The organism is Oceanibaculum nanhaiense, from assembly GCF_002148795.1.
Classification (GTDB): domain Bacteria; phylum Pseudomonadota; class Alphaproteobacteria; order Oceanibaculales; family Oceanibaculaceae; genus Oceanibaculum; species Oceanibaculum nanhaiense.
This window is the reverse complement of record NZ_MPOB01000004.1, coordinates 404,016-428,071: the sequence shown is the minus strand read 5'-3', so window position 1 is coordinate 428,071 and position 24,056 is coordinate 404,016. Positions and strand designations below refer to the sequence as shown.

General features: G+C 63.3%; 27 protein-coding genes and 1 riboswitch. Of the genes, 2 read left to right on the top strand and 25 right to left on the bottom strand.

All coding sequences use genetic code 11. The features are described 5' to 3' along the window. Positions 1–80: 80 nt before the first annotated feature. The 11 genes from BKM74_RS09585 to rpiB all read right to left on the bottom strand — a co-directional run bounded on the left by BKM74_RS09585 (position 81) and on the right by rpiB (position 9,460). On the bottom strand, positions 81–1,301 hold the full coding sequence (locus tag BKM74_RS09585; RefSeq protein WP_086465468.1) for an MFS transporter: 1,221 nt from the start codon (positions 1,299–1,301) through the stop codon (positions 81–83). Positions 1,302–1,395: 94 nt separating this feature from the next. Further along, positions 1,396–1,854 (bottom strand): flagellar basal body-associated FliL family protein, encoded by a 459-nt coding sequence (locus BKM74_RS09580; RefSeq protein WP_086465467.1) that lies wholly within the window; start codon positions 1,852–1,854, stop codon positions 1,396–1,398. Between the two features lie 39 nt (positions 1,855–1,893). Next, complete coding sequence (thiL, locus tag BKM74_RS09575) at positions 1,894–2,898, bottom strand: thiamine-phosphate kinase (RefSeq protein WP_086465466.1); 1,005 nt, start codon at positions 2,896–2,898, stop codon at positions 1,894–1,896. Further along, positions 2,895–3,395 (bottom strand): transcription antitermination factor NusB, encoded by a 501-nt coding sequence (nusB, locus tag BKM74_RS09570; RefSeq protein ID WP_086465465.1) that lies wholly within the window; start codon positions 3,393–3,395, stop codon positions 2,895–2,897. Before nusB ends, thiL begins: the two co-directional genes overlap by 4 nt. Before the next feature lie 2 nt (positions 3,396–3,397). After that, positions 3,398–3,826, bottom strand: a complete 429-nt coding sequence (locus tag BKM74_RS09565; protein ID WP_086465464.1) for a 6,7-dimethyl-8-ribityllumazine synthase — start codon at positions 3,824–3,826, stop codon at positions 3,398–3,400. Positions 3,827–3,830: 4 nt separating this feature from the next. Next, a complete protein-coding gene (ribB, locus tag BKM74_RS09560) occupies positions 3,831–4,979 on the bottom strand; it encodes a 3,4-dihydroxy-2-butanone-4-phosphate synthase (RefSeq protein WP_086465463.1) in 1,149 nt (382 codons plus the stop codon). A gap of 6 nt (positions 4,980–4,985) precedes the next feature. Next, on the bottom strand, positions 4,986–5,600 hold the full coding sequence (locus BKM74_RS09555; RefSeq protein ID WP_086465462.1) for a riboflavin synthase: 615 nt from the start codon (positions 5,598–5,600) through the stop codon (positions 4,986–4,988). A gap of 151 nt (positions 5,601–5,751) precedes the next feature. Further along, positions 5,752–5,900: riboswitch (FMN riboswitch) on the bottom strand. Positions 5,901–5,942: 42 nt separating this feature from the next. After that, positions 5,943–7,037, bottom strand: coding sequence for a bifunctional diaminohydroxyphosphoribosylaminopyrimidine deaminase/5-amino-6-(5-phosphoribosylamino)uracil reductase RibD (gene ribD / locus BKM74_RS09550; RefSeq protein ID WP_176342476.1), 1,095 nt, complete (start codon positions 7,035–7,037; stop codon positions 5,943–5,945). 14 nt (positions 7,038–7,051) lie between these two features. Then, entirely contained in the window at positions 7,052–7,522 is a 471-nt protein-coding gene (nrdR, locus tag BKM74_RS09545; protein ID WP_086465460.1) for a transcriptional regulator NrdR, read from the bottom strand. A 73-nt stretch (positions 7,523–7,595) separates the two neighbouring features. Beyond that, complete coding sequence (gene glyA / locus BKM74_RS09540; protein WP_245825882.1) at positions 7,596–8,912, bottom strand: serine hydroxymethyltransferase; 1,317 nt, start codon at positions 8,910–8,912, stop codon at positions 7,596–7,598. Positions 8,913–9,022: 110 nt separating this feature from the next. Continuing rightward, a complete protein-coding gene (rpiB, locus tag BKM74_RS09535; protein ID WP_086465459.1) occupies positions 9,023–9,460 on the bottom strand; it encodes a ribose 5-phosphate isomerase B in 438 nt (145 codons plus the stop codon). A gap of 413 nt (positions 9,461–9,873) precedes the next feature. Between rpiB and BKM74_RS09530 the strand changes: the two genes are divergently transcribed. Beyond that, positions 9,874–10,329, top strand: a complete 456-nt coding sequence (locus tag BKM74_RS09530) for a MucR family transcriptional regulator (protein ID WP_086465458.1) — start codon at positions 9,874–9,876, stop codon at positions 10,327–10,329. Between the two features lie 104 nt (positions 10,330–10,433). Here the strand turns inward: BKM74_RS09530 and BKM74_RS09525 are convergent, their stop codons facing one another. After that, positions 10,434–10,652 carry a DUF6898 family protein gene (locus BKM74_RS09525; RefSeq protein WP_086465457.1) on the bottom strand — a complete coding sequence of 73 codons (219 nt, stop codon included), beginning with the start codon at positions 10,650–10,652 and terminating at the stop codon, positions 10,434–10,436. Between the two features lie 303 nt (positions 10,653–10,955). Here BKM74_RS09525 and BKM74_RS09520 point away from each other — a divergent pair, with 303 nt between their 5' ends. Next, positions 10,956–12,179, top strand: coding sequence for an acyl-CoA dehydrogenase (locus BKM74_RS09520; RefSeq protein WP_407668682.1), 1,224 nt, complete (start codon positions 10,956–10,958; stop codon positions 12,177–12,179). Positions 12,180–12,232: 53 nt separating this feature from the next. Here BKM74_RS09520 and BKM74_RS09515 read toward each other — a convergent pair whose 3' ends face one another. The 13 genes from BKM74_RS09515 to nuoI form a co-directional block, all read right to left on the bottom strand. Further along, positions 12,233–12,682: a hypothetical protein gene (locus BKM74_RS09515; protein ID WP_086465456.1), complete on the bottom strand. Its 450-nt coding sequence runs from the start codon at positions 12,680–12,682 to the stop codon at positions 12,233–12,235. Between the two features lie 336 nt (positions 12,683–13,018). Beyond that, positions 13,019–13,552 carry a DNA-3-methyladenine glycosylase I gene (locus tag BKM74_RS09510; RefSeq protein WP_086465455.1) on the bottom strand — a complete coding sequence of 178 codons (534 nt, stop codon included), beginning with the start codon at positions 13,550–13,552 and terminating at the stop codon, positions 13,019–13,021. A 14-nt stretch (positions 13,553–13,566) separates the two neighbouring features. Continuing rightward, positions 13,567–13,800: a DUF1467 family protein gene (locus BKM74_RS09505; RefSeq protein ID WP_086465454.1), complete on the bottom strand. Its 234-nt coding sequence runs from the start codon at positions 13,798–13,800 to the stop codon at positions 13,567–13,569. A gap of 10 nt (positions 13,801–13,810) precedes the next feature. Further along, positions 13,811–14,215 (bottom strand): methylmalonyl-CoA epimerase, encoded by a 405-nt coding sequence (mce, locus tag BKM74_RS09500; RefSeq protein WP_086465453.1) that lies wholly within the window; start codon positions 14,213–14,215, stop codon positions 13,811–13,813. Positions 14,216–14,256: 41 nt separating this feature from the next. Continuing rightward, a complete protein-coding gene (locus BKM74_RS09495; RefSeq protein WP_086465452.1) occupies positions 14,257–15,999 on the bottom strand; it encodes a ribonuclease J in 1,743 nt (580 codons plus the stop codon). Then, entirely contained in the window at positions 15,996–16,769 is a 774-nt protein-coding gene (locus BKM74_RS09490) for a type III pantothenate kinase (protein ID WP_086465519.1), read from the bottom strand. Before BKM74_RS09490 ends, BKM74_RS09495 begins: the two co-directional genes overlap by 4 nt. A 12-nt stretch (positions 16,770–16,781) precedes the next feature. Further along, a complete protein-coding gene (locus tag BKM74_RS09485; RefSeq protein ID WP_086465451.1) occupies positions 16,782–17,525 on the bottom strand; it encodes a biotin--[acetyl-CoA-carboxylase] ligase in 744 nt (247 codons plus the stop codon). After that, entirely contained in the window at positions 17,522–18,985 is a 1,464-nt protein-coding gene (gene nuoN / locus BKM74_RS09480; protein WP_176342468.1) for an NADH-quinone oxidoreductase subunit NuoN, read from the bottom strand. Before nuoN ends, BKM74_RS09485 begins: the two co-directional genes overlap by 4 nt. A gap of 18 nt (positions 18,986–19,003) precedes the next feature. Next, entirely contained in the window at positions 19,004–20,521 is a 1,518-nt protein-coding gene (locus tag BKM74_RS09475; RefSeq protein ID WP_086465450.1) for an NADH-quinone oxidoreductase subunit M, read from the bottom strand. A gap of 3 nt (positions 20,522–20,524) precedes the next feature. After that, on the bottom strand, positions 20,525–22,456 hold the full coding sequence (gene nuoL, locus BKM74_RS09470) for an NADH-quinone oxidoreductase subunit L (protein WP_086465449.1): 1,932 nt from the start codon (positions 22,454–22,456) through the stop codon (positions 20,525–20,527). 6 nt (positions 22,457–22,462) lie between these two features. Beyond that, a complete protein-coding gene (gene nuoK, locus BKM74_RS09465; protein ID WP_008943637.1) occupies positions 22,463–22,771 on the bottom strand; it encodes an NADH-quinone oxidoreductase subunit NuoK in 309 nt (102 codons plus the stop codon). Between the two features lie 5 nt (positions 22,772–22,776). Next, positions 22,777–23,391: an NADH-quinone oxidoreductase subunit J gene (locus tag BKM74_RS09460; protein WP_086465448.1), complete on the bottom strand. Its 615-nt coding sequence runs from the start codon at positions 23,389–23,391 to the stop codon at positions 22,777–22,779. A 97-nt stretch (positions 23,392–23,488) separates the two neighbouring features. Further along, positions 23,489–23,977, bottom strand: a complete 489-nt coding sequence (nuoI, locus tag BKM74_RS09455; RefSeq protein ID WP_086465447.1) for an NADH-quinone oxidoreductase subunit NuoI — start codon at positions 23,975–23,977, stop codon at positions 23,489–23,491. Positions 23,978–24,056: the final 79 nt, after the last annotated feature.

Here is a 24,056-nt window from a genome sequence, read left to right as displayed (position 1 = left end):
AACGCCCCGCACACCCTCCCGCTTACGCGCCGAAGCGTAACAGAACAGGCAAATAAAGGAAGGGGTTAACAAGCAAGGCGTTATGGATTGGCGGTATGTTCCGGGCGCAGGAAACGCAGCCATGCGACCATGCACAAGGCAACCGCCAGGAAGGGCAGCGCCATCATGTTGACGATGTCCCAGCCGAAGGCGTTTTGCAGCATCCCGGAGGAAAATGCCGAGACCGACACGGAGCCGAACACGAGGAAATCGTTCGCCGCCTGAACCTTGGCCTTCTCGGCCGGCACATAGGTCTCGGTCAGCAGGGTCGTCGCCCCGACGAACAGGAAATTCCAGCCCACCCCCAGCAGCACCAGCGCAAGCCAGAAACGGGTGACATCCTGCCCGCTCAGATTGACCGCCACGCAGCCCAGCATCAGCACGGCGCCGACCAGCATGACGTTCAGCATGCCATAGCGTGCGATCAGCGATCCTGTGAAGAAAGCCGGGGCATACATGCCCAGCACGTGCCACTGGATGACGAAGGCGGCATCCTCGAACTCCAGCCCGCAGGCCAGCATGGCAAGCGGCGTCGATGTCATCACCATGTTCATCATGGCATAGGCGACGACAGCGCCGATGATCGCCACCACGAACACCGGCTGGCGCATGATGACGACCAATGGCCTGCCGCTTTGCTTGCGTTCCTCGACGCTCGGGCGGGGAATGTCGATGAAGAACAGCAGGACCAGCGGAATCAGCCACAGCACGGCAATGGCGGCATAGCTGCCGGCAAACATCACCGGCTCGAACAGGTCGCGTGCCCACTTCGCCAGGTTCGGCCCCAGCACGGCCGCGATAACGCCGCCCGCTAGGACAAGGGAGATCGCCTTGCTCTTGAAATCCGGCTTCGCCGTATCGGCCGCCGCAAAGCGATAGAATTGGGCAAACCCCATCTGGATGCCCATCACGCCAGACGCCACGCACAGCAGCACGAAATTACGCTCGAAAATCGCATAGGTGGCCAGCACCGCGCCGCCAATTCCCACCATGATGCCGAACAGGAAGCCGGCACGCCGGCCGAAGCGCTTCATGGCGAGCGACGCCGGGATCGTGGTCACCATCATCGCCGTCATCTGGAAGGCGAGCGGCAGCGTCGCCATCGTCTTGTCGGCGGCAATCATCGTGCCGACGATGGCCGACACGGTCATGACCAGCGAGCTGCCGGACATTGACAGCGCCTGGCACAGCGCCAGCAACACCACATTCTTGCGGGTCGGATCGCCGGTCGTGATTGCCGGCGCGTCAGGAATGCTGGTCATGTTTCAAGGCACCAAAAAGACGATTTCTTATTCTTGCCAGTCGCATAGCATGGCGTGTCGGTAGCCGGTTATGTTCGCTTGCCGGGTCTGATGCCTAAGAAACAGGACGCTCGAAAACATTCTTCAACAGGATGTCGTGGACCACACCCGGCCCCACCACATCGGTCGTCACCCGCATCAGCCGGTCTTTCAGAAAACGCAAATCCGTCAGCTTGTCGTTCAGCCCATTGGCCTGCAGCGACAGGATATAGGTCAGGAAAGCGTTCTGCAGGCGCGGCAGCTGGCTTTGCACGATCAGGCCGCCATTCGGCTGATAGACCTCGAAGGACAGCTCCAGCACCAGGAAGCGTCGAACCGTTCCATCCTCGAAGATCGGCATGATCAGCGGATCGATATTCACCACACCGGTCGCTGGCGGCGGCTTTGGCGGCTCCTCCCCTTCCGGATAGATGCCGAGCATCGGCTTCACCATATCCGGAAAGAATGTCCAGGCAGCGAAACCGCCACCGCCGATCATGGCCAGCAGAACGACGAGGATGATGACGATCTTCATGCGCGCATCATCGCTGCTTGCGCGAAAAAAGCAAAAAAATCAGAAGTGAACATAACCGGCGGCCGTGAGAGTCATCGGCTCGCCCGCCAGGTCGAGTACCGTCACGCCCGGTTTGCCGGCCAGGACGCGGCCGATTTCCGCAACCGGCACCCCGGCATCGGCGGCGGCGGCTATAACCGCTTCCCGCCGCGAGGGCGGCGCCGTGAACAGCAGCTCGTAATCGTCGCCGCCGGTCAGCACGGCCTCGACGACCGATTTGTCCTGCTCGATGGCGGCCCAGGCCGCCGCCGACAGGGGCAGCCGGTCGATGCGGATTTCAGCTGCCACCGAGGAGACATCGGCAATGTGCCTCAGATCGCCCACCAGCCCGTCGGAAACATCCAGCATGGCGCTGGCGAGGCTGACCAGCCGGGGACCAAGGCCGACGCGCGGACGCGGCAGCCGATAGCGGTCGGCCAGGAATTCCTGATGCTCGCGTGACAATCCCGCGAGACCGCCCTGCAGCACGCGCAGCCCCAGGGCGCCGTCGCCCAATGTGCCGGAGAGGAAAATCAGGTCGCCCGCGCGCGCGCCACCGCGTGTCACCGCCTGCCCTTTCGGAATGCGGCCCAGCACGGTTATCGAGACCATCAGCGGCCCCGGCGTGGATACGCTGTCACCGCCGAGCAGGGTGACGCCGAACGCCTCCTGGTCGCTCCTGAGCCCGTCCGCGAAGCGTTCCAGCCAGGCCTCGCCCGCCGGCCCGGCAAGCGCGCGCGGCAGCGCCGTCACCAGCGTATAGCCGAACGGTACCGCCCCCATCGCCGCAATGTCGGAGAGATTGACCCGCAGGGTCTTGCGCGCCACCAGATCGGCCGGATCGTCCGGCAGGAAATGCACCCCGGACACCATCGCGTCGGTGGTGACGACGATTTCCTCGCCTGCCGGGCAATCGAATACGGCGGCATCGTCGGTCAGGCCGAACGCCCCCTTCGCGGATCGGGCCAGCGGCGCGAAATAGCGGGCGATACGGCCAAATTCGTCGAGAGAGGGATTGCCGCTCACGAGGCCGGGAACTCCTCTGGTCGCAAGGTGCGCGCGATCTTGTCCAGCACGCCGTTCACGAAGCCCGGCTCCTTGCCTTCGAAAAAGGCATGCGTCAGATCGACATATTCATTGATGACAACGCGCGCCGGCACCTCGCCCTTGGCCAGCATTTCGAAGCCGGCGGCGCGCAGAATCGCACGCATCACCGATTCCAGCCGGTCCAGCGGCCAGTCCGCCGGCAGCACGGCGGACAGGATCGGGTCGATATCCTTTTCCGCCCGGTGAAACACGCCATGCACGATCTCTTTCAGCAAGGACACGTCGGTCTGGCTCAGCGCCTCGCCTTCCACCTCACCGGCCGAGGCGCTGGCAAGGAAATCCGGCAAAGCGGTCTGCGGCGGTTCCTCCGTCATCTCGATGCGGTAGAGAATCTGCACCGCCTGCAAACGCGCGACCGACCGGCCCCGCGACTTGGCGGTCGTTCCTGCCTTGGGCTTACCCGTACCAGCTGCCATCCTCACGATACCCCAAAGCGCTGTTTCAGCTCGATCATCGCCAGGCAGGCCTCCGCCGCGTCCTTACCCTTGTTCTTCTTGGCCACGCTGGCGCGTGTCCAGGCCTGCTCGCCATTCTCGCAGGTGAGAATGCCATAGCCGATCGCCAGATGGCGCTGAATCGCCAGATCCTGCAAGCCGCGCGCGCTTTCCCCGCAGACATAATCGTAATGCGTGGTCTCGCCGCGGATCACGCAGCCGAGCGCGACATAGCCGGCATACTTGCCGCCCTGCGCGGCATAGCCGATGGCAGCCGGAATCTCGAAGGCGCCTGGCACGGCGATGCGGTCATAGGTCACGCCGGCCGCCTCCAGCGTCGCCATTGCCCCCTTCACAAGCTCGTCGGCCAGGTCCTCGTAGAACCGTGCCTCCACGATCAGCACATGCGTCATTGGCTCAGGCGCCCTTTTCCGTTGCGATGGATATTGGCCGGCGTTCTACGATGCTGAGGCCATAACCGTCCAGACCGACGATGTTCTTCTGGCTGTTCGACAACAGGATCATGTCCCGAATGCCGAGGTCGAGCAGGATTTGCGCGCCAACGCCATAGTCGCGCAGCTCGCCACCAGCACCTTCATGTTCCAGCCGCGCGCGCACCGTATCGGACAGGGTCGTGGCGCTCGGTTCACGGATCAGCACAACGACGCCGCGCCCGACCGCCGCGATCTGCTGCATGGCAGCCTGAAGCTGGCCGCCCTTGCCGCTGCCCCGGTCGCCCAGCACATCGTCCAGCACGTTCAGCGCATGCATGCGTACCAGCACCGGGTCCGACGTCGAAATATCGCCCTTTACCAGCGCGATATGTTCGGCATAGGTAACCTTGTTCACATAAATCACCATGCGGAACGCGCCGCCATGCAGCGTGTCGATCTGGCTCTCCAGGCTGCGCCGCACGATGCTTTCGGTGCGCCGGCGATGGGCAATCAGATCGGCAATGGTGCCGACCTTCAGCCCATGATACTGCGCGAACTGGATCAGGTCGGGAAGCCGCGCCATGGTGCCGTCATCATTCATGATCTCGCAGATCACGCCGGCCGGCAGCAGCCCGGCCATGCGGGCCAGATCGACGGCGGCCTCGGTATGGCCGGCGCGCACCAGCACGCCGCCCTCACGCGCCACCAGCGGAAAGACATGGCCCGGCGTGACGATCTCGTCGCGGTTGCAGGCGGGGTCGATGGCGACGGCAATGGTGCGCGCCCGGTCGGCGGCGGAAATGCCGGTCGTCACCCCGTCCTTCGCCTCGATGGAGACGGTGAAAGCGGTCTCGTGCCGCGAGCTGTGCTTGCGCGGCATCAGCGGCAGGCCCAGCTCGTCGATCCGCTCCCGCGTCATGGCCAGGCAGATCAGACCGCGGCCGAATTTCGCCATGAAATTCACTGCCTCCGGCGTCGCCATCTCGGCGGGGATCACCAGATCGCCCTCATTCTCCCGATCCTCGTCATCGATCAGGATGAACATCTTGCCGTTGCGGGCGTCCTCGATGATCTCCTCGATGGAAGCCAGCGCCTCATGATAGGTGGTGCGGCGCAAATCCTTGGTGTCCATGATCGCTTAATCCCTTGCCGTAAGCCGCGCCACATAGCGCGCGAGCACGTCGATTTCCATGTTCAGGCCGTCGCCGGGGCGGCGGTCGGCCAGAGTGGTGTGGGTCCAGGTATGGCCCACGATGTTGATGCCGAAATGCGCCGTCCCGTCCGGCATGTCTTCGACCGCGTTCACGGTGAGCGAGATGCCGTCGAGGCAGACCGAGCCCTTGGGCGCCACATAGCGTGCCAGATCGGCCGGTGCCTGCAGTACCAGCCGGTGGCTGTCGCCTTCCGGCGTGACCGAGACCAGCCGTGCAATGCCATCGACATGGCCGAGCATCAGATGGCCCCCCAGCTCGTCGCCCAGGCGCAGGGCGCGTTCCAGGTTGATCCGGGAGCCGACGCGCCAGCCGCCCAGACTCGTCTTTGAGAGGGTTTCCGCCGAGGCCGCGACGCGGAACCAGTTCACGCCCTTCTCCTGCCCCTTCTCCGTCACCGTCAGGCAGACGCCGGAACAGGCGATGGAGGCGCCGAGATCGATGCCCTCGGGCGCATAGGCGGTTTCGATGGTCAGCACCGTATCGCCATCCGTACGGATGGCAGCGACACGGCCGATATCGGTGACGATGCCGGTGAACATCACATGCCCCCAGAAGCGGGACGGGCGGTGGCTTTATGGCTCGGGACCGGGCCCTGATCCATGGCGGCTTCCTTCGTAAAACAGGTCAGCGCGCAATCAGGGCGAAACGGGAAAGCGACGGCACGCGCAAACCGCGTCACCGACGGACGATACCCGCTCTCTCCCATCCGGACTTTAACCGTCGGCTCCGGCATCTCACCGGATCTGCTGACCCCGGCCATGCGGCCGGGCGCTCGCGGGCTTTGCAGGACGAACCTGCTTACCGCCGGTGGGGAGTTTCACCCCGCCCTGAGAACGTCGTATTACTGCTGATATATGGGCCATGGGCCGGGATGGCAACGCCTAAGCGCGCGGGATGGGGTTGCGCGCGAAGCACTCCATCATGTCCGCCCCCACCGCGAGGGCATCGGTGCGCATGAATTTCGGGGCGTCCGCCACCCGCTCCAGCCCCAGGCCGGCAATGGCCGGCACGCCGTCGCCACCGAGGGCGAGGCCGGCGCGGAACCAGACCAGCCGGTCGATCAGATCATGCTGCAGCAGGGCCGCGATCACAGCACCGCCACCTTCCACCAGCAGCCGCGTGACGCCGCGTGCACCCAGCGCCTGCATCAGCGCCACGACGTCGAGCGGATTGTCCCCCTCGGCCGGCAGTTCGATCACCTCAAGCCCGAGATCACGGTAAGCGTCGAGCCGCGCCGGATCGTTCCCCTGCCGCGTGCACAGCCAGGTCGGCACCTGGGATGCCGTCGCCACCAGCCGGCTGGTCAGCGGCAGCCGCAGCCGGCCATCCGCCACGATCCGGATCGGCGAGCGCTCGGCAAGCCCCGGCAGGCGGCAGGTGAGTTCTGGATCGTCGGAGAGCGCCGTATTGCTGCCAACCAGAATGGCGTCATGCGTGGCGCGCAGCAGATGCGCGCGGCGGCGCGCCTCCGGCCCGGTGATCCATTTGCTGTCGCCGGTGTGGGTGGCGATGTTGCCGTCGAGCGAGCTGGCGAGTTTCACCGTGACCAGCGGCCTGCCCTGCTCAACCTTCAGGAAAAACCCCTCATTCAGCTGGCGTGCTTCATCCGCGCAAAGGCCGACATCGACCGGGATACCGGCCGCGCGCAGCCGTTCAATGCCGCGCCCTGCCACCCGTGGATCGGAATCCTCCAGGGCAACCACCGCGCGGGCGATACCGGCCTCGATCAGCGCATCGGCGCAGGGCGGGGTCTTGCCGTGGTGCGAACAGGGTTCCAGCGTGACATAGGCCGTGGCCCCCTTCGCCAGCGGGCCGGCGCGGCGCAGCGCCTCGGTCTCGGCATGCGGGCGGCCGCCCTTCTGGGTCCAGCCTCGGCCGACGATCTGACCGTCAGGGGAAACCAGGACGCAACCGACCGCCGGGTTGGGCGCCACCTGCCCCAGGCCGCGTTCGGCAAGGGACAGGGCGGCGCGCATATGGGCGAGATCGGTCAATCCTCGGCCGCCTCCATATCCTGATCTATCTTCCCAACAAACTCCTCGAAGTCTTTGGCTTCACGGAAATTTTTATACACGGAAGCATAGCGGACATAGGCGACAGGATCGAGATTACGCAACGCCTCCATCACCATGAGGCCAATCTGTTCCGCGGGGATCTCAGTCTCGCCGGAGCTTTCCAGCCGCCGCACGATGGAGTTCACCACGCGCTCCAGCCGCTCATTCTCCACCGCCCGCTTGCGCAGGGCGATCTGCAGCGAACGGGCCAGCTTGTCCCGGTCGAAAGGCGCGCGCTTGCCACTGCGCTTCACCACGACCAGGTCGCGCAGCTGGACCCGCTCGAACGTCGTGAAGCGCGAGCCGCATTCCGGGCAGAAGCGCCGGCGTCGGATCGCAGAATTATCCTCGGTTGGCCGAGAATCCTTCACCTGCGTGTCGTCATTCCCGCAGAACGGACAGCGCATTGCCCCCTACTCCCCTCTGTTCCCTGACCCTCTGTTTCCCAGCCGGTTTTCAGGGTGACCGGCCTTATTCCGCTTAGCCCAGGTTCGAATAGATCGGAAAGCGCGCGCAAAGCTCCTTCACCCGCCCGCGCACCACATCCTCGACCGCCGAATTATCGTCCCGATTGGCCGCAAGCCCGTCCAGCACATCGCCGATCATTTCGCCGACCTGGCGGAATTCCGCCGTGCCGAACCCGCGCGTGGTGGCAGCCGGCGAGCCCAGGCGCACGCCCGAGGTCACCATCGGCTTCTCCGGGTCGAACGGCACGCCATTCTTGTTGCAGGTGATGCCGGCCCGCTCCAGCGCCTTCTCGGCGATGTTGCCGGTCAGCTTCTTCGGGCGCAGATCCACCAGAACCACATGGCTGTCGGTACCGCCGGAGACGATGTCGAGCCCGCGCTCGACCAGTGTGGCGGACAGGACCTTGGCGTTTTCCACTACGGCACGGGCGTAATCCTTGAATTCCGGCTTCAGCGCCTCGCCGAAAGCCACCGCCTTGGCGGCGATGACATGCATCAGCGGGCCGCCCTGCAGACCGGGGAAGACAGCGGAATTGATCTTCTTGCCCAGATCCTCGTCATTGGAGAGGATCATGCCGCCGCGCGGACCGCGCAGCGTCTTGTGCGTGGTGGTGGTCACCACATGCGCGTGCGGCAGCGGATCGGCATAGGCACCGCCAGCCACCAGACCGGCGAAATGCGCCATATCGACCCAGAAGATCGCGCCGACCGAATCGGCAATCTCTCGGAAGCGCTTGAAATCGATGGTGCGCGGATAGGCCGAGCCGCCGGTGATGATGATCTTCGGCTTGTGCTCCTTCGCCATCTCCTCGACCACATCATAGTCGATCAGCCCGTCCTGGCGGCGCACGCCATACTGCACGGCGTTGAACCACTTGCCCGACAGGTTCGGCGCGGCGCCATGGGTCAGATGGCCGCCAGCCGCCAGCGACAGCCCCATGATGGTGTCGCCGGGCTTGGCCAGCGCCAGCATGACCGCCTGGTTGGCCTGCGCGCCGGAATGCGGCTGCACATTGGCGAAGCTGCAGTTGAACAGCTTCTTCGCGCGCTCAATCGCCAACGCCTCGGCAACATCGACGAACTCGCAGCCGCCATAATAGCGCTTGCCGGGATAGCCCTCGGCGTACTTGTTGGTCATCACCGAACCCTGCGCTTCCAGCACAGCGCGGGAGACGATGTTTTCCGAGGCGATCAGTTCGATCTGTTCCTGCTGCCGATGAAGCTCATCCTGGATGGCTGCCTTCAGGTCGGCATCGGCCTCTGCCAGCGAGGCCTCGAAGAACCGGTCATGGCTGAGCGGGCGGGAAGCGAGGGGCTTGGAGGAAGTCATCGAGGCGGCAACCTTGAAGCTAAGGAACGGGAAATCTGGGGAACGGCGAAGCTGAGAAACGGGAGTGAGGGCATAGCCCCCGGCATAACGGCTTGTCCAGCACTGTGAACCTAGGTTTTCGAGAGTTTCGCGACCCGCCCTTCATGACGGCCGCCGGCGAAAGGCGTCTCCAGGAACACCTTCAGGCATCCTTTCGCCACCTCCTCGCCCACGATGCGACCGCCGAGCACCAGCACATTCGCATCATTATGCTCCCGCGACAGCTGCGCCGTGGTCACATCCTGACACAGCGCCGCGCGGATTTCCCGGTGACGATTGGCGGCGATGCTGATGCCGATGCCGGTGCCGCAGACCAGAATGCCGCGCGCCGCTTTGCCCGCCTTTATCGCCTGGGCCAGCTTCTCCGCATAATCCGGGTAATCCACCGACGCGGTATCGTCGGTTCCCAGATCGAGCGGCGCATATCCCAAAATTTCCAGCTCGTGCTTCAAAACGCTCTTCAGCGCAAAGCCGGCATGATCGGATGCAATCGCGATGGTCTCAGTCATGAATGTCTTTACAGGCCAGTGTCGAAGCTGTGGCACCACCCGGGCGCAAGGAATTGCCTACGCTAGGCTGGAAAGACACTACCATATGTCCGGCACTCCTGCCAGTCCACCACAAGGTCTATTCAAGGCGCTTCAAGGAATAGACCAGAAGCAGCCCAACTGTGCCGAACGCGCTTTTTCGACAGGAAATCACGCCCCGCCCCTTGCCAAACGAGTCGGTGCGCACAAATCGTTAGGTCAAGATATTGCATACAAAGTAATTGTTAACACTTATTAACCAGGTTGTTGCCTATGATTTTTATTCTTAAAGCAGTGTGCGCAAGGCTTATGAAGTTTGTGATTTGATTATTGCGCATGGCAATTGACATCTATTATATGTACCGTATAAATATCAAATTTTACAAAACTTAACGATGGATGTCGTGATGAACACAGAGGCCGCGCCCGAAAGCGTCACACCGAACGAATTGCTGAAGATGACCAGCGAGGTCGTGGCAGCTTACCTGCGCAACAACCCTTTGCCCGCCACGCAAGTTTCCGAAATTATCGGCACTATCTACAATTCGCTGCGCACCCTTAGCGACAGGAATGGAGAAATGCCGGCGGAGCCGCTGAAACCGGCCGTTGCGATTCGGAAATCCATCGGCGACGACTACATCATCTGCCTTGAAGATGGCAAGAAACTGAAGATGCTGAAGCGTCATCTGCGCACCAACTACAATATGACGCCGGATGAGTATCGGGCGAAATGGGGCCTGCCTGCCGACTATCCGATGGTGGCGCCCAGCTATGCCAAGCAGCGCTCCGCCTTTGCCAAGAAGATCGGTCTCGGCAAGAACGGCAGCCGCGGGCGCCGCGCCAAGGTCTAGGGTCAAATTTGCGCAGGACGAACGTTAAGACCGGGCGAACGTTAAGACCGGGCGAACGTTAAACTGTTCGCACGTCACACAACGAGACCGTCACACCCAGGCCATCAAACCACGAGACCGCCGCGGCCGCCCTTTGCGCGTTTTTCCATAACATAGCGCAGCTTGCGCAGAACCGCCTGGCGCAAGGCCGCCTCCCCGCGCTGCGGGTCGCCCACGATGGAAACCTCGACCAGCGTCCTGGGATCGATGGCGCTGACCTTCACATAGGCGCCAACCGAGTAGAACTCGATGATGACGCTGTTCTCGTCGAAGTCGGTTTTCATGCGATCCCGTCCAGGCGGTCCGTCAACCCGTACCGGCCCCAAACAAAAGAATTAAGCGAACCCGGAACTGCCAGTTGCCGGCCACCGGAGTACGGGCCAACATATCCCAGTTTTCCGCCACGGACATCCCTCTTCCTGGCCCAACCCCTGATCGGTCAATGACTGCCAGAGGTGCCTGCGCCATGGCGTTTTGCCGCAAGCCAACCATATATATGGAGATTCTGGGGTTGCACGCTATGTTCGTTTAGTGAACAACTCTGTTCCGCTTTCTTACGGTTTTATCGACCTACCGGAGTAACGATAATGACTGCGCAGCAGGCCGCCACCACCATGAAACCCGCCGCCGGCAAGTCGGGCCGCCCCAGCTTCTCCTGGGAGGATCCGCTTCTCCTCGACGACGCGCTGAGCGAAGACGAGCGCATGGTGCGCGACGCCGCGCACGCCTTCTGCGACGAGAAGCTGATGACCCGCGTGCAGGAGGGCTTCCGGCACGAAATCTTCCACCGCGAGATCATGAACGAGCTGGGCGAGCAGGGTTTCCTCGGCTCCACCATCGATGGCTATGGCTGCGCCGGCGTGAACTATGTCTGCTACGGCCTGGTCGCCCGCGAGGTCGAGCGTGTCGATTCCGGCTACCGCTCCGCCATGAGCGTGCAGTCCAGCCTGGTCATGCACCCGATCCACGAATACGGCAACGAGGCGCAGCGCCAGAAGTACCTGCCGAAGCTGGCGACCGGCGAATGGGTCGGCTGTTTCGGCCTGACCGAGCCGGACCACGGCTCCGACCCCGGCAGCATGAAGACCCGTGCCAAGAAGGTCGATGGCGGCTATGTCGTCTCCGGCGCCAAGATGTGGATCACCAACTCGCCGATCGCCGACGTCTTCGTGGTCTGGGCCAAGACCGAGGATGGCGTGATCCGCGGCTTCGTGCTGGAAAAGGGCATGAAGGGCCTGTCGGCGCCGAAGATCGAGGGCAAGTTCAGCCTGCGCGCCTCCATCACCGGCGAGATCGTCATGGATGAGGTTTTCGTGCCGGACGAGAATCTGCTGCCGAATGTCGAGGGACTGAAGGGTCCGTTCGGCTGCCTGAACAAGGCACGTTTCGGCATTGCCTGGGGCGCGCTTGGCGCCGCCGAATTCTGCTGGCACGCGGCACGCCAGTACACGCTGGACCGCAAGCAGTTCGGCCGGCCGCTGGCCGCCAACCAGCTGATCCAGAAGAAGCTGGCCGACATGCAGACCGAGATCACGCTGGGCCTGCATTCCTGCCTGCGCCTCGGCCGGCTGATGGATGAGGGCCGCGCGGCGCCGGAGATGATCTCGCTGCTGAAGCGCAACAATTGCGGCAAGTCGCTGGACATCGCCCGCGTCGCCCGCGACATGCATGGCGGCAACGGCGTGTCCGACGAATACCACGTCATCCGCCATGTGCTGAATCTGGAGGCGGTGAACACCTACGAAGGCACGCATGACGTGCATGCGCTGATCCTGGGCCGCGCCCAGACCGGCATCCAGGCGTTCATGTAAGCCTTCCGGCATAGGCTTATGGAAAGGGCGGCCTGATCAGGTCGCCCTTTTTTCTATTTGGCTGGTTTCGGCAGCGGCAAGGGCGGCAGGCCCAGCGCCTCCCGGCAGGCCGCCTGCACCGCCAGCGCCTCGTCCCTGGTCACCGGCTCGCCGTTGAACCGCATGGCGCCGTTCCGATCCACTTCCAGCGTACCGATGCGCGCCTCCGGCTTGAACAGCGTGGAATTTGACGGCAGGCCAAAGCGCTTCTGCAGCTCCACCGTAATGTCGATGGCAATGGTGTCGGGTATCTGGATGGCAGAACCGCCGGACAGGTCCGCCGGGGCCACCTTGCGGCCATAGGCATCAACCCCCGGCTGATAGGCCACACCGGCTTCAGGACGGTACGCAACCGCGCCGGAACAGGCATCCCCGCCGATGATGATCTCCACCGCCGACGCCGGCGACGTAACCAGCAGCGCTAGAGCGGTACCAACGGCAAGCTTTCGGGCGGCAAACGGCATGGATGAAATCCCACTCTGTGGCATTTGCATTTAACATGCAGAAAGATGATGACTTTGGTAAATCTATTTTGTAGCCTGAGCGGCACAAAAAAAGACCGCGCCGCTGTGAAGCGGCACGGCCCAAGTTTAGGGAGGAATCGCCACCAGGCGTCGGTCGAGAGGTCATACCAACCTCAAACGACCTGATAAAAATATGAATTGTGCATTGCACTATGGCAAGAGCAAAGCTGCTCTTGCCATTATTTTTTGCCTATTTTGCTGGCAGTTTTGGCATTTGCAGAGAATATAGACGCGGTTTGCGCAAATAATGTGCACATGAAACCGCTTCTCACGCCCTTATCGGCACCAGGGCGGATTCGCGGTCAGGATTTTCGACTGCACCGGACAGTCGTCACGGTGCGCACCAGGCAGATAGCCGGTGCTCATCAGGAACTCGCCGACAATCTCGCCGCCGGTGAAGCGGAAGGTTTTCTTGAACAGCTTTACCCACGCCGCCTTGTCCAGCGGATGATTGGCGTCCAGCCAGCCGACGAAACTGCCATGGCTGTCCCGCATGCCGCAGATGATGCCAGCATTGGTGATGATGGCGTCGATCTTCAGCCGGTTGCGGATGATGCCGGCATCGGCCAGCAGCCGGGCGCGGTCGTCGGCGCCGTAGCGGGCGACGATTGCCGGATCGAAACCTTCGAAGGCGGTAAACAGGGCCGGACGCTTCTTCAGCGTGATTTCCCAGGACAGGCCGGCCTGCATGATCTCCAGCGCCAGCCGTTCGAACAGCACCTTGTCATCAGTGACCGGGAAACCGTATTCCGTATCATGGTAGCTGGCATGGACCGGATGCCCCGGCGCGCTGTCACAATAGCCTGACATGGTTCTGCGGGGCCCTACTGCCGGAAGGAATAGATGTCCGATGCCACGATCCAATAGACCACGGCCCAGATCACAGCGGCGATGACGCTGGTGATCAGCGCCTTGCGCACCAGCATCGGCTTCACCGGCGCGCTCGCCGCATGCCCGGTTTCCGGCTTGTCCGGTGTTTTCACACCAACCGGCAGCATCATGAAGAAGACGAGCCACCAGGCGATGACGTAAACGACGATTCCCGATGTCCAGTACATTGCCGATTCCTCAAACCTGCTCGATTTCGACCAGCGTGCCGTTCAGATCCTTCGGATGCAGGAACAGCACCGGCTTGCCGTGCGCGCCGATCCTGGGCTCGCCATCGCCAAGCACCCTCAGCCCCGCCTCCGCCAGGCGATCCCGCGCGGCAAGGATGTCCGCCACCTCATAGCACAGATGATGCATGCCGCCCGACGGGTGGCGCTCCAGAAAGGCGCGCACCGGAGAATCCTCCCCCAGCGGATGCAGCAGCTCGATCTTGGTGTTCGGCAGGGTGACGAACACCGTCGTCACCCCATGCTCCGGCATGTCGAGCGGCGCGGAAACATCCGCGCCCAGCACGCCGCGATAGGTTTCCGCCGCCGCCGCCAGATCGGGCACGACAATGGCGACATGGTTCAGCCGGCCGATCATGCGCTGGTTCCGTCCTTCGTCATCATCCGATGATAGGCTGGCTAGTCCAGCCTGACCACATGCACATCGGTCACCGGCTTGCGTCCCAGATCCTCGTTCAGCGCACGGCGCACCGCGATCCGCACCGCCTCAGCCACCGACGCATCGTCGCGGCGGGCGCTCGCCTGCATCGCCTCGACCGTATCGGCCGCCAGGTCCAGAATATCGTCACAAGCCACGTCCTCGACGTCGAGGACGCCATGGAAGCTGCCGACGGGGTCGCTGCGCAGCCGGCCGGCCCTGTCCAGCACCAGCGTCAGGGTGACGGCACCGCTTTGCATCAGGCGGTGGCGATCGCGCAGCACAGTGTCACCCAACCGCACCAGCCGCTTGCCATCCAGCGCCAGGCGCCCGTTATAGACCTCGTCCACCCGCGCCGCCGGCCCTGGATAGAGCCTGATGACGTCGCCATTGGAGACAACCAGCGTTTCCGGCACCTGGCACTCGCGCGCCAGCTTGGCATGCTCGATCAGATGGCGGCTCTCGCCATGCACCGGGATGGCGATCTGCGGGCGCACATGCTGGTACATGCGTACCAGCTCGTCGCGCGCCGGATGGCCGGAGACATGGATATCATCGTTCTTCGGTGTCACCACCTCGATGCCGCGGCGGATCAGCGCGTTCTGCACCCGGGCGATGGATTTCTCGTTCCCCGGAATGACCCGGGAGGAGAAGATAACCGTATCGCCGCCCTCCAGCGTGATGTGCGGATGGCTGTCGCCGACGATGCGGGACAGCGCCGCGCGCGGCTCGCCCTGGCTGCCGGTGCAGATCAGCAGCACCTTGTCGCGCGGCAAGAAGCCGGCATCGTGCTCGCTCAGGAACTCGATGCCCTTCAGATAGCCATTCTCCTTCGCCGCCGAGTTCATGCGCCACAGCGACCGCCCGATCAGCGCCGGATGGCGGCCATGGGCCTCGGCGACCTTCGCCATGGTTTCCAGCCGGGCCACGTTGGACGCAAAACAGGCAACGGCCACGCGATTCTCGAAGCGGCCCACCATCTCGATCAGGTTCCGGCGCACATCGGCTTCCGATCCCGCCTCGCCTTCCCTGAAGACGTTGGTGGAATCGCCGATCATCGCCAGCACCCCCTCCTCGCCCAGCTCGCGCAGGCGCGCCTCGTCCGAGGTCTCGCCAATCAGCGGATCGGGGTCGAACTTCCAGTCACCCGTATGCACCACCGGCCCGGCCTTGCCGGCGCGGATCACCAGCGCATTCGGTTCCGGGATCGAATGGGTCAGGGTAATCAGCTCGATCTCGAACGGCCCCACTTCGAAGCTGCCGGACAGCGGCACGATGGTAACCGGCACCTGCTTGCCGAAATCGGTGTCTTCCAGCTTGCGGCGCAGCACCGAGGCGGTGAACGGCGTGGCGTAGATCGGGCAGCGCAGGCGCTGCCAGAGATAGGGCACGGCGCCCAGATGATCCTCATGCGCATGGGTCAGGATCAGCCCGCACAGCTCGTCCACATGCTCCACGATGAAGGTGGGGTCGGGTGTGATGACATCGAGGCCCGGCATCGAATCGTCGCCGAAGGTCACGCCGCAATCGACCATCAGCCACTGGCCCTTGTGGCGGTAGAGATTGAGGTTCATGCCGATCTCGCCAGCACCGCCGAGGGGGAGGAAATACAGCCCCTCATCGTCGGGATCGAGATAATCGGTGGTGGTCCCGTTCCGGGCCGCACTCTTCACGGCCGCGCTCTTGATTGGCGCGGCGGCGCTCTTCTTCTGTTTTTTCGTCATGCCTGTCTGTTCAAGCGGTTTACGATAACCATGCCCTTCATCGTCAGGTCCTGGTCGAGAATATCGAATATGTCGGTCGCATCGGCGAAGACCGGCACCAGTCCGCCGGTCGCGATCACCTTCATCGGCTGGCCGAACTCGTTGCGGATTCGCGCCACCAGCCCCTCGATCAGCGAGATATACCCCCAGAAGATACCGGATTCGAAGCAACCGACCGTGTTGGAGCCGATCACCTTGTCCGGACGCCGCACAGCGACGCGCGGCAACAGGGCGGCGGCCATGCGCAGCGCCTCGATGGAGAGGTTGATGCCCGGCGCGATGACCCCGCCGCAATAATTCCCATCGGCATCGACCACATCGAAGGTCGTGGCAGTCCCGAAATCGACCACGATGGCAGGGCCACCGTAGAAATGGTGCGCCGCGACCGTATTGACCAGCCGGTCGGCACCAACTTCTTCCGGGCTGTCCACCTTGGCGACCGTCCCCTTCTTCACCGGGGCCTCGCCATAGACCAGCGCATCATGGCCGAAATAGGTGCGGCAGAGCTGACGCAGATTGTAGAGCGTATCCGGCACGACCGAGGCGATGAGGCATTCCGTCACATCGGAAGGCTGCTTGCCTTTCAGCGCCATCAGCTGGATCAGCCAGATCGCATATTCGTCGGCTGTGCGCTTTGTATCGGTGCCGATGCGCCAGGAGCCGACCTCCCGGTCGCCATCATAGAGCGCGAACTTCACATTGGTGTTGTTGGAGTTGATTGCCAGCAGCATGTTCATCTCCTCCTAACGCGCCAGAAAAACGTCGCCGGCGGTAATCCGCCGCAGCCCGTCCGGCTGTTCCAGCAACAGCGCCCCATCCATGTCGAGATCGGCGAACACACCATCAAGAGTACTGTCCGGTAGCCGCACCTGGATCGGCGCGCCAAGCCCGATGGCATCGCTGAGCCAGGCCTCGCGGATCGGCGTGAACCCCCGCGCCCGCCACAGGCTGTCCCAGCGGCCCAGCGCCTCCAGCAGGGCGTCTCGCGCCGCCGCCACGCCCGGATCTGCATTCAGGGCGGCCAGGCTGGTCGCCGGGCGCTCCGCATTGTCCGGATGGTGCGCCAGGTTGATGCCCATGCCGAGAATCACATACTCGACATCGCCGTCATTGATCGGCCCGGTTTCCAGCAGGATGCCGGAAATCTTGCCCCCCTCGACCAGCACGTCGTTCGGCCATTTCACCGCGACCGCGGCACTGTCCGGCAGAAACCGGCGCACCGCATCGCGCATCGCCAGAGACGCAACAAAGGAAAGCTGGGCCGCCTGCCCCACCGGGCAGGATGGCCGCAAAATAGCCGAAAGGTAGAGATTGCCCGGCGGCGAGGCCCAGGCGCGGCCCCGGCGGCCCTTGCCCCCCAGCTGTTCGACAGCCGTTACCGCCGTGCGGTCGGCCGCGCCCTGGCGGGCAAGAAGGTGGGCCTCGTCATTGGTGCTGCCGACGCTGCCGAGGGCGACGACCTCGAAACGCGGGGCGGCTGCTCTCATCCCGGGAAGAGCGCTGCCGCCGCCTGCGCGGCCCCGTTCAGAATCGGCGCCGGCCACAGGAAGAACAGCAGGGTAAACAGACCGCTGACCGTGATCACGGTACCGAGTTCGCGGCGAACCGGGCTGTCCAGCTCCTCCACCGGCTCATCGAAATACATCACCTTGACGATGCGCAGATAGTAGAAGGCACCGATCACGCTGCTGACCACGCCGATCACGGCGAGGATGTACAGGCCGGCCTCGATGGCCGCCAGGAACACGTACAGCTTGCCGAAGAAGCCGGCCAGCGGCGGAATGCCGGCCATGGAGAACATGAAGATGGTCAGTGCCACCGCCATCATCGGATGGGTTCGGGACAGGCCCGCCAGGTCCGAGATGTTCTCGACCAGCCGGCCTTGCTGGCGCATGCACAGGATGACGGCGAAGGTGCCGACATTCATCACCAGATAGATCGCCATGTAGATCAGCACGCCGCGCACGCCGATCTCGCTGCCAGCCGCCAGGCCGACCAGCGCATAGCCCATATGGCCGATGGAGCTGTAGGCCATCAGCCGCTTGATGTTGGTCTGCATGATCGCGGCCAGCGCGCCCAGCACCATGGAGCCGACCGAGATCAGGATGATGATCTGCTGCCACTGATTGGCGATCTCGCCGAACGGTTCCACCATCACCCGGCAGAACAGCGCGATGGCGGCGAATTTCGGCGCCGAGGCGAACAGCGCCGTCACCGGTGTGGGCGCGCCCTCATAGACGTCCGGCGTCCACATGTGGAACGGCACGGCGGAGACCTTGAAGGCAAGGCCAGCCGACAGGAACACGATGCCGACGATGAGGCCGACCGAGGGCTCGCTGCCCAGCGACTGCGCTAGAACCGCGAAATCGGTGCTGCCGGTGAAGCCGTAGATCATCGAGCTGCCATAGAGCAGCATGCCGGAGGACAGTGCGCCGAGGACGAAATATTTCAGGCCGGCCTCGGTGGAGCGCAGCGAATCGCGCCGGAAGGCAGCCGCGATATAGAGCGAGAGGCTCTGCAGCTCGAGGCCGACATAGAGCGACATCAGATTGTTCGCCGAAACCATCATCATCATGCCGACCGTGGCGAACAGGATCACCACCGGATATTCGAAGCGCGCCGCGTTCTCGCGCTCCAGATAATCCATCGACAGGATGACCGCGACCGCCGAACCCAGCAGGATGAACAGCTTGGCGAACAGCGCGAAGGAATCCGCAACGAACATGCCCTCGAAGGCGATGGTCTTGCTGCCCCAGCCGGCGAAGATGTACAGCAACACCGCGGTGACGGCGAAGCTGCCCACGGTCAGCCAGGACAGGCTGCGCAGCGACCGGTTGCCCTGGAACACGCCCAGCAGCAACAGCACCATGCCGGCGCAGGCCAGGAAGATTTCCGGGATCGCCGGTCCGAGCACGAGGGTTCCGAGCACAAGGGTTGTGTCTTGCATGTCCGTTCGCCCCGTCCCTTACCGTACCGCCACGGACGTCGCTTGGCCGGCAGCCAGCGCCGTCTCGTAATTCTGGATCAGATTCTCGACCGACACCGCCATCACGTCCAGGAAGGTCGAGGGATAGATGCCCATCCACAGCACCAGCACGATCAGCGGCGCGAACAGCGCCTTCTCGCGCCAGTTCAGGTCCAGCATCGCCTTCACATCGTCCTTGTCCAGCACACCGAACACGACGCGCCGGTAGAGGTAGAGCATGTAGGCCGCGCCCAGCACCACGCCGGTGGCCGCCAGAAAGGCGATCCAGCTGTTGGTCATGAAGGCGCCGGTCAGCACCAGGAACTCGCCGACGAAGCCGCTGGTGCCCGGCAGGCCGACCGAGGCCAGCATGAACACCATGAACACCAGCGCATAGCGCGGCATGTTGTGAACGAGGCCGCCATAGCGCGCGATCTCGCGCGTGTGCAGCCGGTCATAGACCACGCCTACGCACAGGAACAGCGCTCCGGAGACAATGCCGTGGCTCAGCATCTGGAAGATCGCCCCCTGCAGCCCCTGCATGGTGGCGGTGAAGATGCCGATCGTCACGAAGCCCATATGGGCGATCGAGGAATAGGCGATCAGCTTCTTCATGTCCTCCTGCGCCAGCGCCACCAGCGAGGTGTAGATGACGGCGACGATGGACAGCGTGAAAACCAGCGGCGCGAAATACTCGCTCGCCTCAGGCATCATCGGCAGGCTGAAGCGGATGAAACCGTAACCGCCCATCTTCAGGAGCACGCCCGCCAGGATGACGGACCCCGCCGTCGGCGCCTCGACATGGGCGTCCGGCAGCCAGGTGTGCACCGGCCACATCGGCACCTTCACCGCGAAGGAGGCGAAGAAGGCCAGCCACAGCCAGTATTGCATGCTGGACGGAAAGCCGTGCGCCATCAGCGTCGGGATGTCGGTCGTGCCGGCATCGAAATACATCGCCAGGATGGCCAGCAGCATCAGCACCGAGCCGAGCAGCGTGTAGAGGAAGAACTTGAAGGCGGCATAGACACGGCGCGCCCCGCCCCACACCCCGATGATGAGGAACATCGGGATCAGCACCGCCTCGAAGAAGATGTAGAACAGCACCAGATCCAGCGCGCAGAACATGCCGACCATCATCGTCTCGAGGACGAGGAAGGCGATCATGTACTCCTTCACGCGGGTCTTGACCGACTCCCAGCTCGCCAGGATGCAGATCGGCGTCAGCAGAGTGGACAGCAGCACGAAGAACATCGAGATACCATCGACGCCCATATGGTAGCCGATGCCGAATTCCGGCATCCAGGCGACCTTCTCGACCAGCTGGAAATCCGCGGTCGCGCTGTCGAACTGCACCCAGATCATCAGCGACAGGGCAAAGGTGATGAGCGATGTCCACAACGCCATGTTCCGGGCGTTGCGGGCCACCACCTCGGCCTCGCCGCGGGTCGCCAGGATGAACAGGGCGCCCACCAGCGGCAGGAAGGTGACGAGTGAGAGCAAGGGCCAGCTACTGGTCATGGGTCAGGCCATCCGAGAGAACACGTACCAGGTCACCAGCACCACCACGCCGATCAGCATGGCGAATGCATAGTGATAGAGATATCCCGACTGCAGCAGCGCCGTGCGCTGTGCCAGCAGCCGCGTGGTCATCGCGATGCCGTCAGGGCCGAAGCCGTCGATGATCCTGCCGTCGCCCTGCTTCCACAGCACGCGGCCGATCCAGCGCGTCGGGTGCACGAACAGGAAATCGTACAACTCGTCGATGTACCATTTGTTCAGCAGGAACAGGTACAGCGGGCGCCACTGGGTAGCCACCGCTTCCGCCGTGCCCGGGCGCAGCATGTAGACGTAATAGGCACCGCCGATGCCGACCACGCCGGCCAGGATGGGCAGCAGCTTCACCCACAGCGGCACATGGTGCGCCGCCTCGATGACGTCGCGGCCCTCCAGCACGAAGATGGATGCACCCCAGAACGCCTCGCGGCCATCACCGACGAAGGATTCGTAACCGACATAGCCGGCGAAGATGGCGCCGATGGCCAGCACGATCAGCGGGATCGTCATGACCTTCGGCGATTCGTGCACATGCTCCATCGTGTGATGGTCGGCGCGCGGCTTGCCGTGGAAGGTCAGCAGCAGCAGGCGCCAAGAATAGAACGCGGTCAGCACCGCCGCGATAATGCCGAGCCAGAAGGCGAAATGTCCGACCTGCGTGCCGCTGGCGAAGGCCGATTCCAGGATCATGTCCTTGGAATAGAAGCCCGCGAAGAAGGGCACGCCGGCAAGCGCCAGCGAGCCGATCCACATCAGCCCGTAGGTCAGCGGGATCAGCTTCCAGATACCGCCCATCTTGCGCATGTCCTGCTCGTTGGACATTGCATGGATGACCGAGCCGGCGCCCAGGAACAGCAGCGCCTTGAAGAAAGCATGCGTCATCAGGTGGAAGATCGCCGCCGAATAGGCCGACACGCCGATGGCGAAGAACATGTAGCCCAGCTGCGAGCAGGTCGAGTAGGCGATGACCCGCTTGATGTCGGTCTGCGTCAGGCCGACGGTCGCCGCGAAGATCGCCGTGATCGCGCCGAGGAAGGTCACCACCTCCAGTGCCGCTGGCGCATATTCGAACAGCGGCGACAGGCGCGAGACCATGAACACGCCGGCGGTCACCATCGTCGCGGCATGGATCAGCGCGGAGACCGGCGTTGGGCCTTCCATCGCGTCCGGCAGCCAGGTGTGCAGGATGAACTGCGCCGACTTGCCCATGGCGCCCACGAACAGCAGCAGGCAGATCGTGGTCAGCGCGTCGAGCTGCATGCCCAGGAAGTCGATCTTCTGGCCGACGGCGCCGGGCGCGGCCTGGAACAACTCGTCGAAGGCCACCGTATCAAACAGAAGGAAGCAGCCGAAGATGCCCAGCATGAAGCCGAAATCGCCGACGCGGTTCACCAGGAACGCCTTGATCGAGGCGTCGTTGGCGGAATCCTTGTGGTACCAGAAGCCGATCAGCAGATAGGAGGCAAGGCCCACGCCCTCCCAGCCGAAGAACATCTGCACCAGATTATCGGCCGTCACCAGCATCAGCATGAAGAAGGTGAACAGCGACAGATAGGCCATGAAGCGCGGGATTGAATGATCGTGCGACATGTAGCCGACCGAATAGACATGCACCATCGACGACACCACGGTGACGACGATCAGCATGACCGCAGTCAGCGTATCGACGCGCAGCGCCCAGCTGACATCCAGCGCGCCCGACTGGAACCAGGTGAACAACTCCACCGTGCGCGGGTTGCCACCCAGCGCCACGTCGATGAACACGAGGATGGACAGCGCCATCGATACCAGCATCAGCGCGCAGGTGACGAGCTGCGCCGCGCGGTCGCCGATGACCCGGCCGAAGAAGCCCGCGATGATGGCGCCCAGGAGGGGCAGAAAGACGATTGCGGCAAACATCCTGGATCAGCCCTTCATCATGTTGACGTCTTCGACTTCGATCGAGCCGCGGTTGCGGAAGAACACGACCAGGATGGCAAGGCCGATGGCCGCTTCCGCTGCCGCCACCGTCAGCACCAGCATGGCGAATATCTGGCCGACCAGGTCGCCCATGAAGCTGGAGAAGGCGACCAGGTTGATGTTCACCGCCAGCAGCATCAGTTCGATCGACATCAGGATGATGATGACGTTCTTCCGGTTCACGAAAATGCCGAAAATGCCCAGCGTGAACAGGATCGCCGCCAGTGTGAGGTAATGGGACAGGCCGATTTCCATGATGCTTACACTCCCCCGCCGGTCGGCACCTTGACGGTCGCCACCACATCTTCGGGGCGGCGCGCATTCTGCACGGCGATGGACTGCTTACGCACGCCCTCGCGCTGGCGCATCGTCAGCACGATGGCACCGATCATCGCGACCAGCAGCACCAGCCCCGAGGCCTGGAACAGATAGACATACTTCGTGTACATGACCCGGCCGATGGCCTCGGTATTGCTGACATCGGCCATGGCCGGCGTCGGCAACGCCGACATCTGCGCCATCTCCGGCGCCAGAATCCAGGTCCCGAAGACCAGCCCCAGCTCGATCAGCAGGATAATTCCGATCAGCCCGCCAATCGGCAAGTATTGCAGGAAGCCCTCGCGCATCCGCACGAAGTTGATGTCCAGCATCATGACCACGAACAGGAACAGCACCGCGACCGCGCCGACATAGACGACGACCAGGATCATCGCCAGGAATTCCGCCCCGATCAGCACGAACAGCCCGGCAGCGTTGAAGAAGGCCAGGATGAGATAGAGCACGGAGTGCACGGGATTGCGCGAGGCGATGACCATGACGGCCGACGCCACGGTGATCCCCGCGAACAGATAGAAGACTAGTGCCTGGATAATCATCAAGCCCTCGATTGGTGCCCCTGGATGCGGCCGACCATGACCGCCCCTCCCCTAATAAAACCTTGCATCCCCGCCTGTACCCCCGCCGGCCGAGCCTTCAGCGGTAAGGCGCGTCAACGGCAAGATTCGCCGCAATCTCCGCTTCCCAGCGGTCGCCATTCGCGATCAGCTTGTCCTTGTTGTAGAACAGCTCCTCGCGGGTCTCGGTCGCGAACTCGAAATTCGGTCCCTCGACAATGGCATCCACCGGACAGGCTTCCTGACAGAAGCCGCAATAGATGCACTTCGTCATATCGATGTCGTAGCGCGTGGTGCGCCGGCTGCCATCCTCGCGCGGTTCCGCCTCGATGGTGATGGCCTGCGCCGGACAGATCGCCTCGCACAGCTTGCACGCGATGCAGCGTTCCTCGCCGTTCGGATAACGGCGCAGCGCATGCTCGCCCCGGAAGCGCGGGCTGATCGGCCCCTTCTCGTAGGGGTAGTTCAGCGTCACCTTCGGCTTGAAGAAATACTTCAAGGTCAAGGCCATCCCGGAGACCAGCTCCGTCAGGAGCAGCGCGCGGGCATTTCGATCAATGAACGCCATGCAGTCCGTCCCTCAAATCCCTTCCGTGGCGGCCGGCCCTTTGCCGGGCCGGCACATCGAACCCCAAATCACCCTCCGG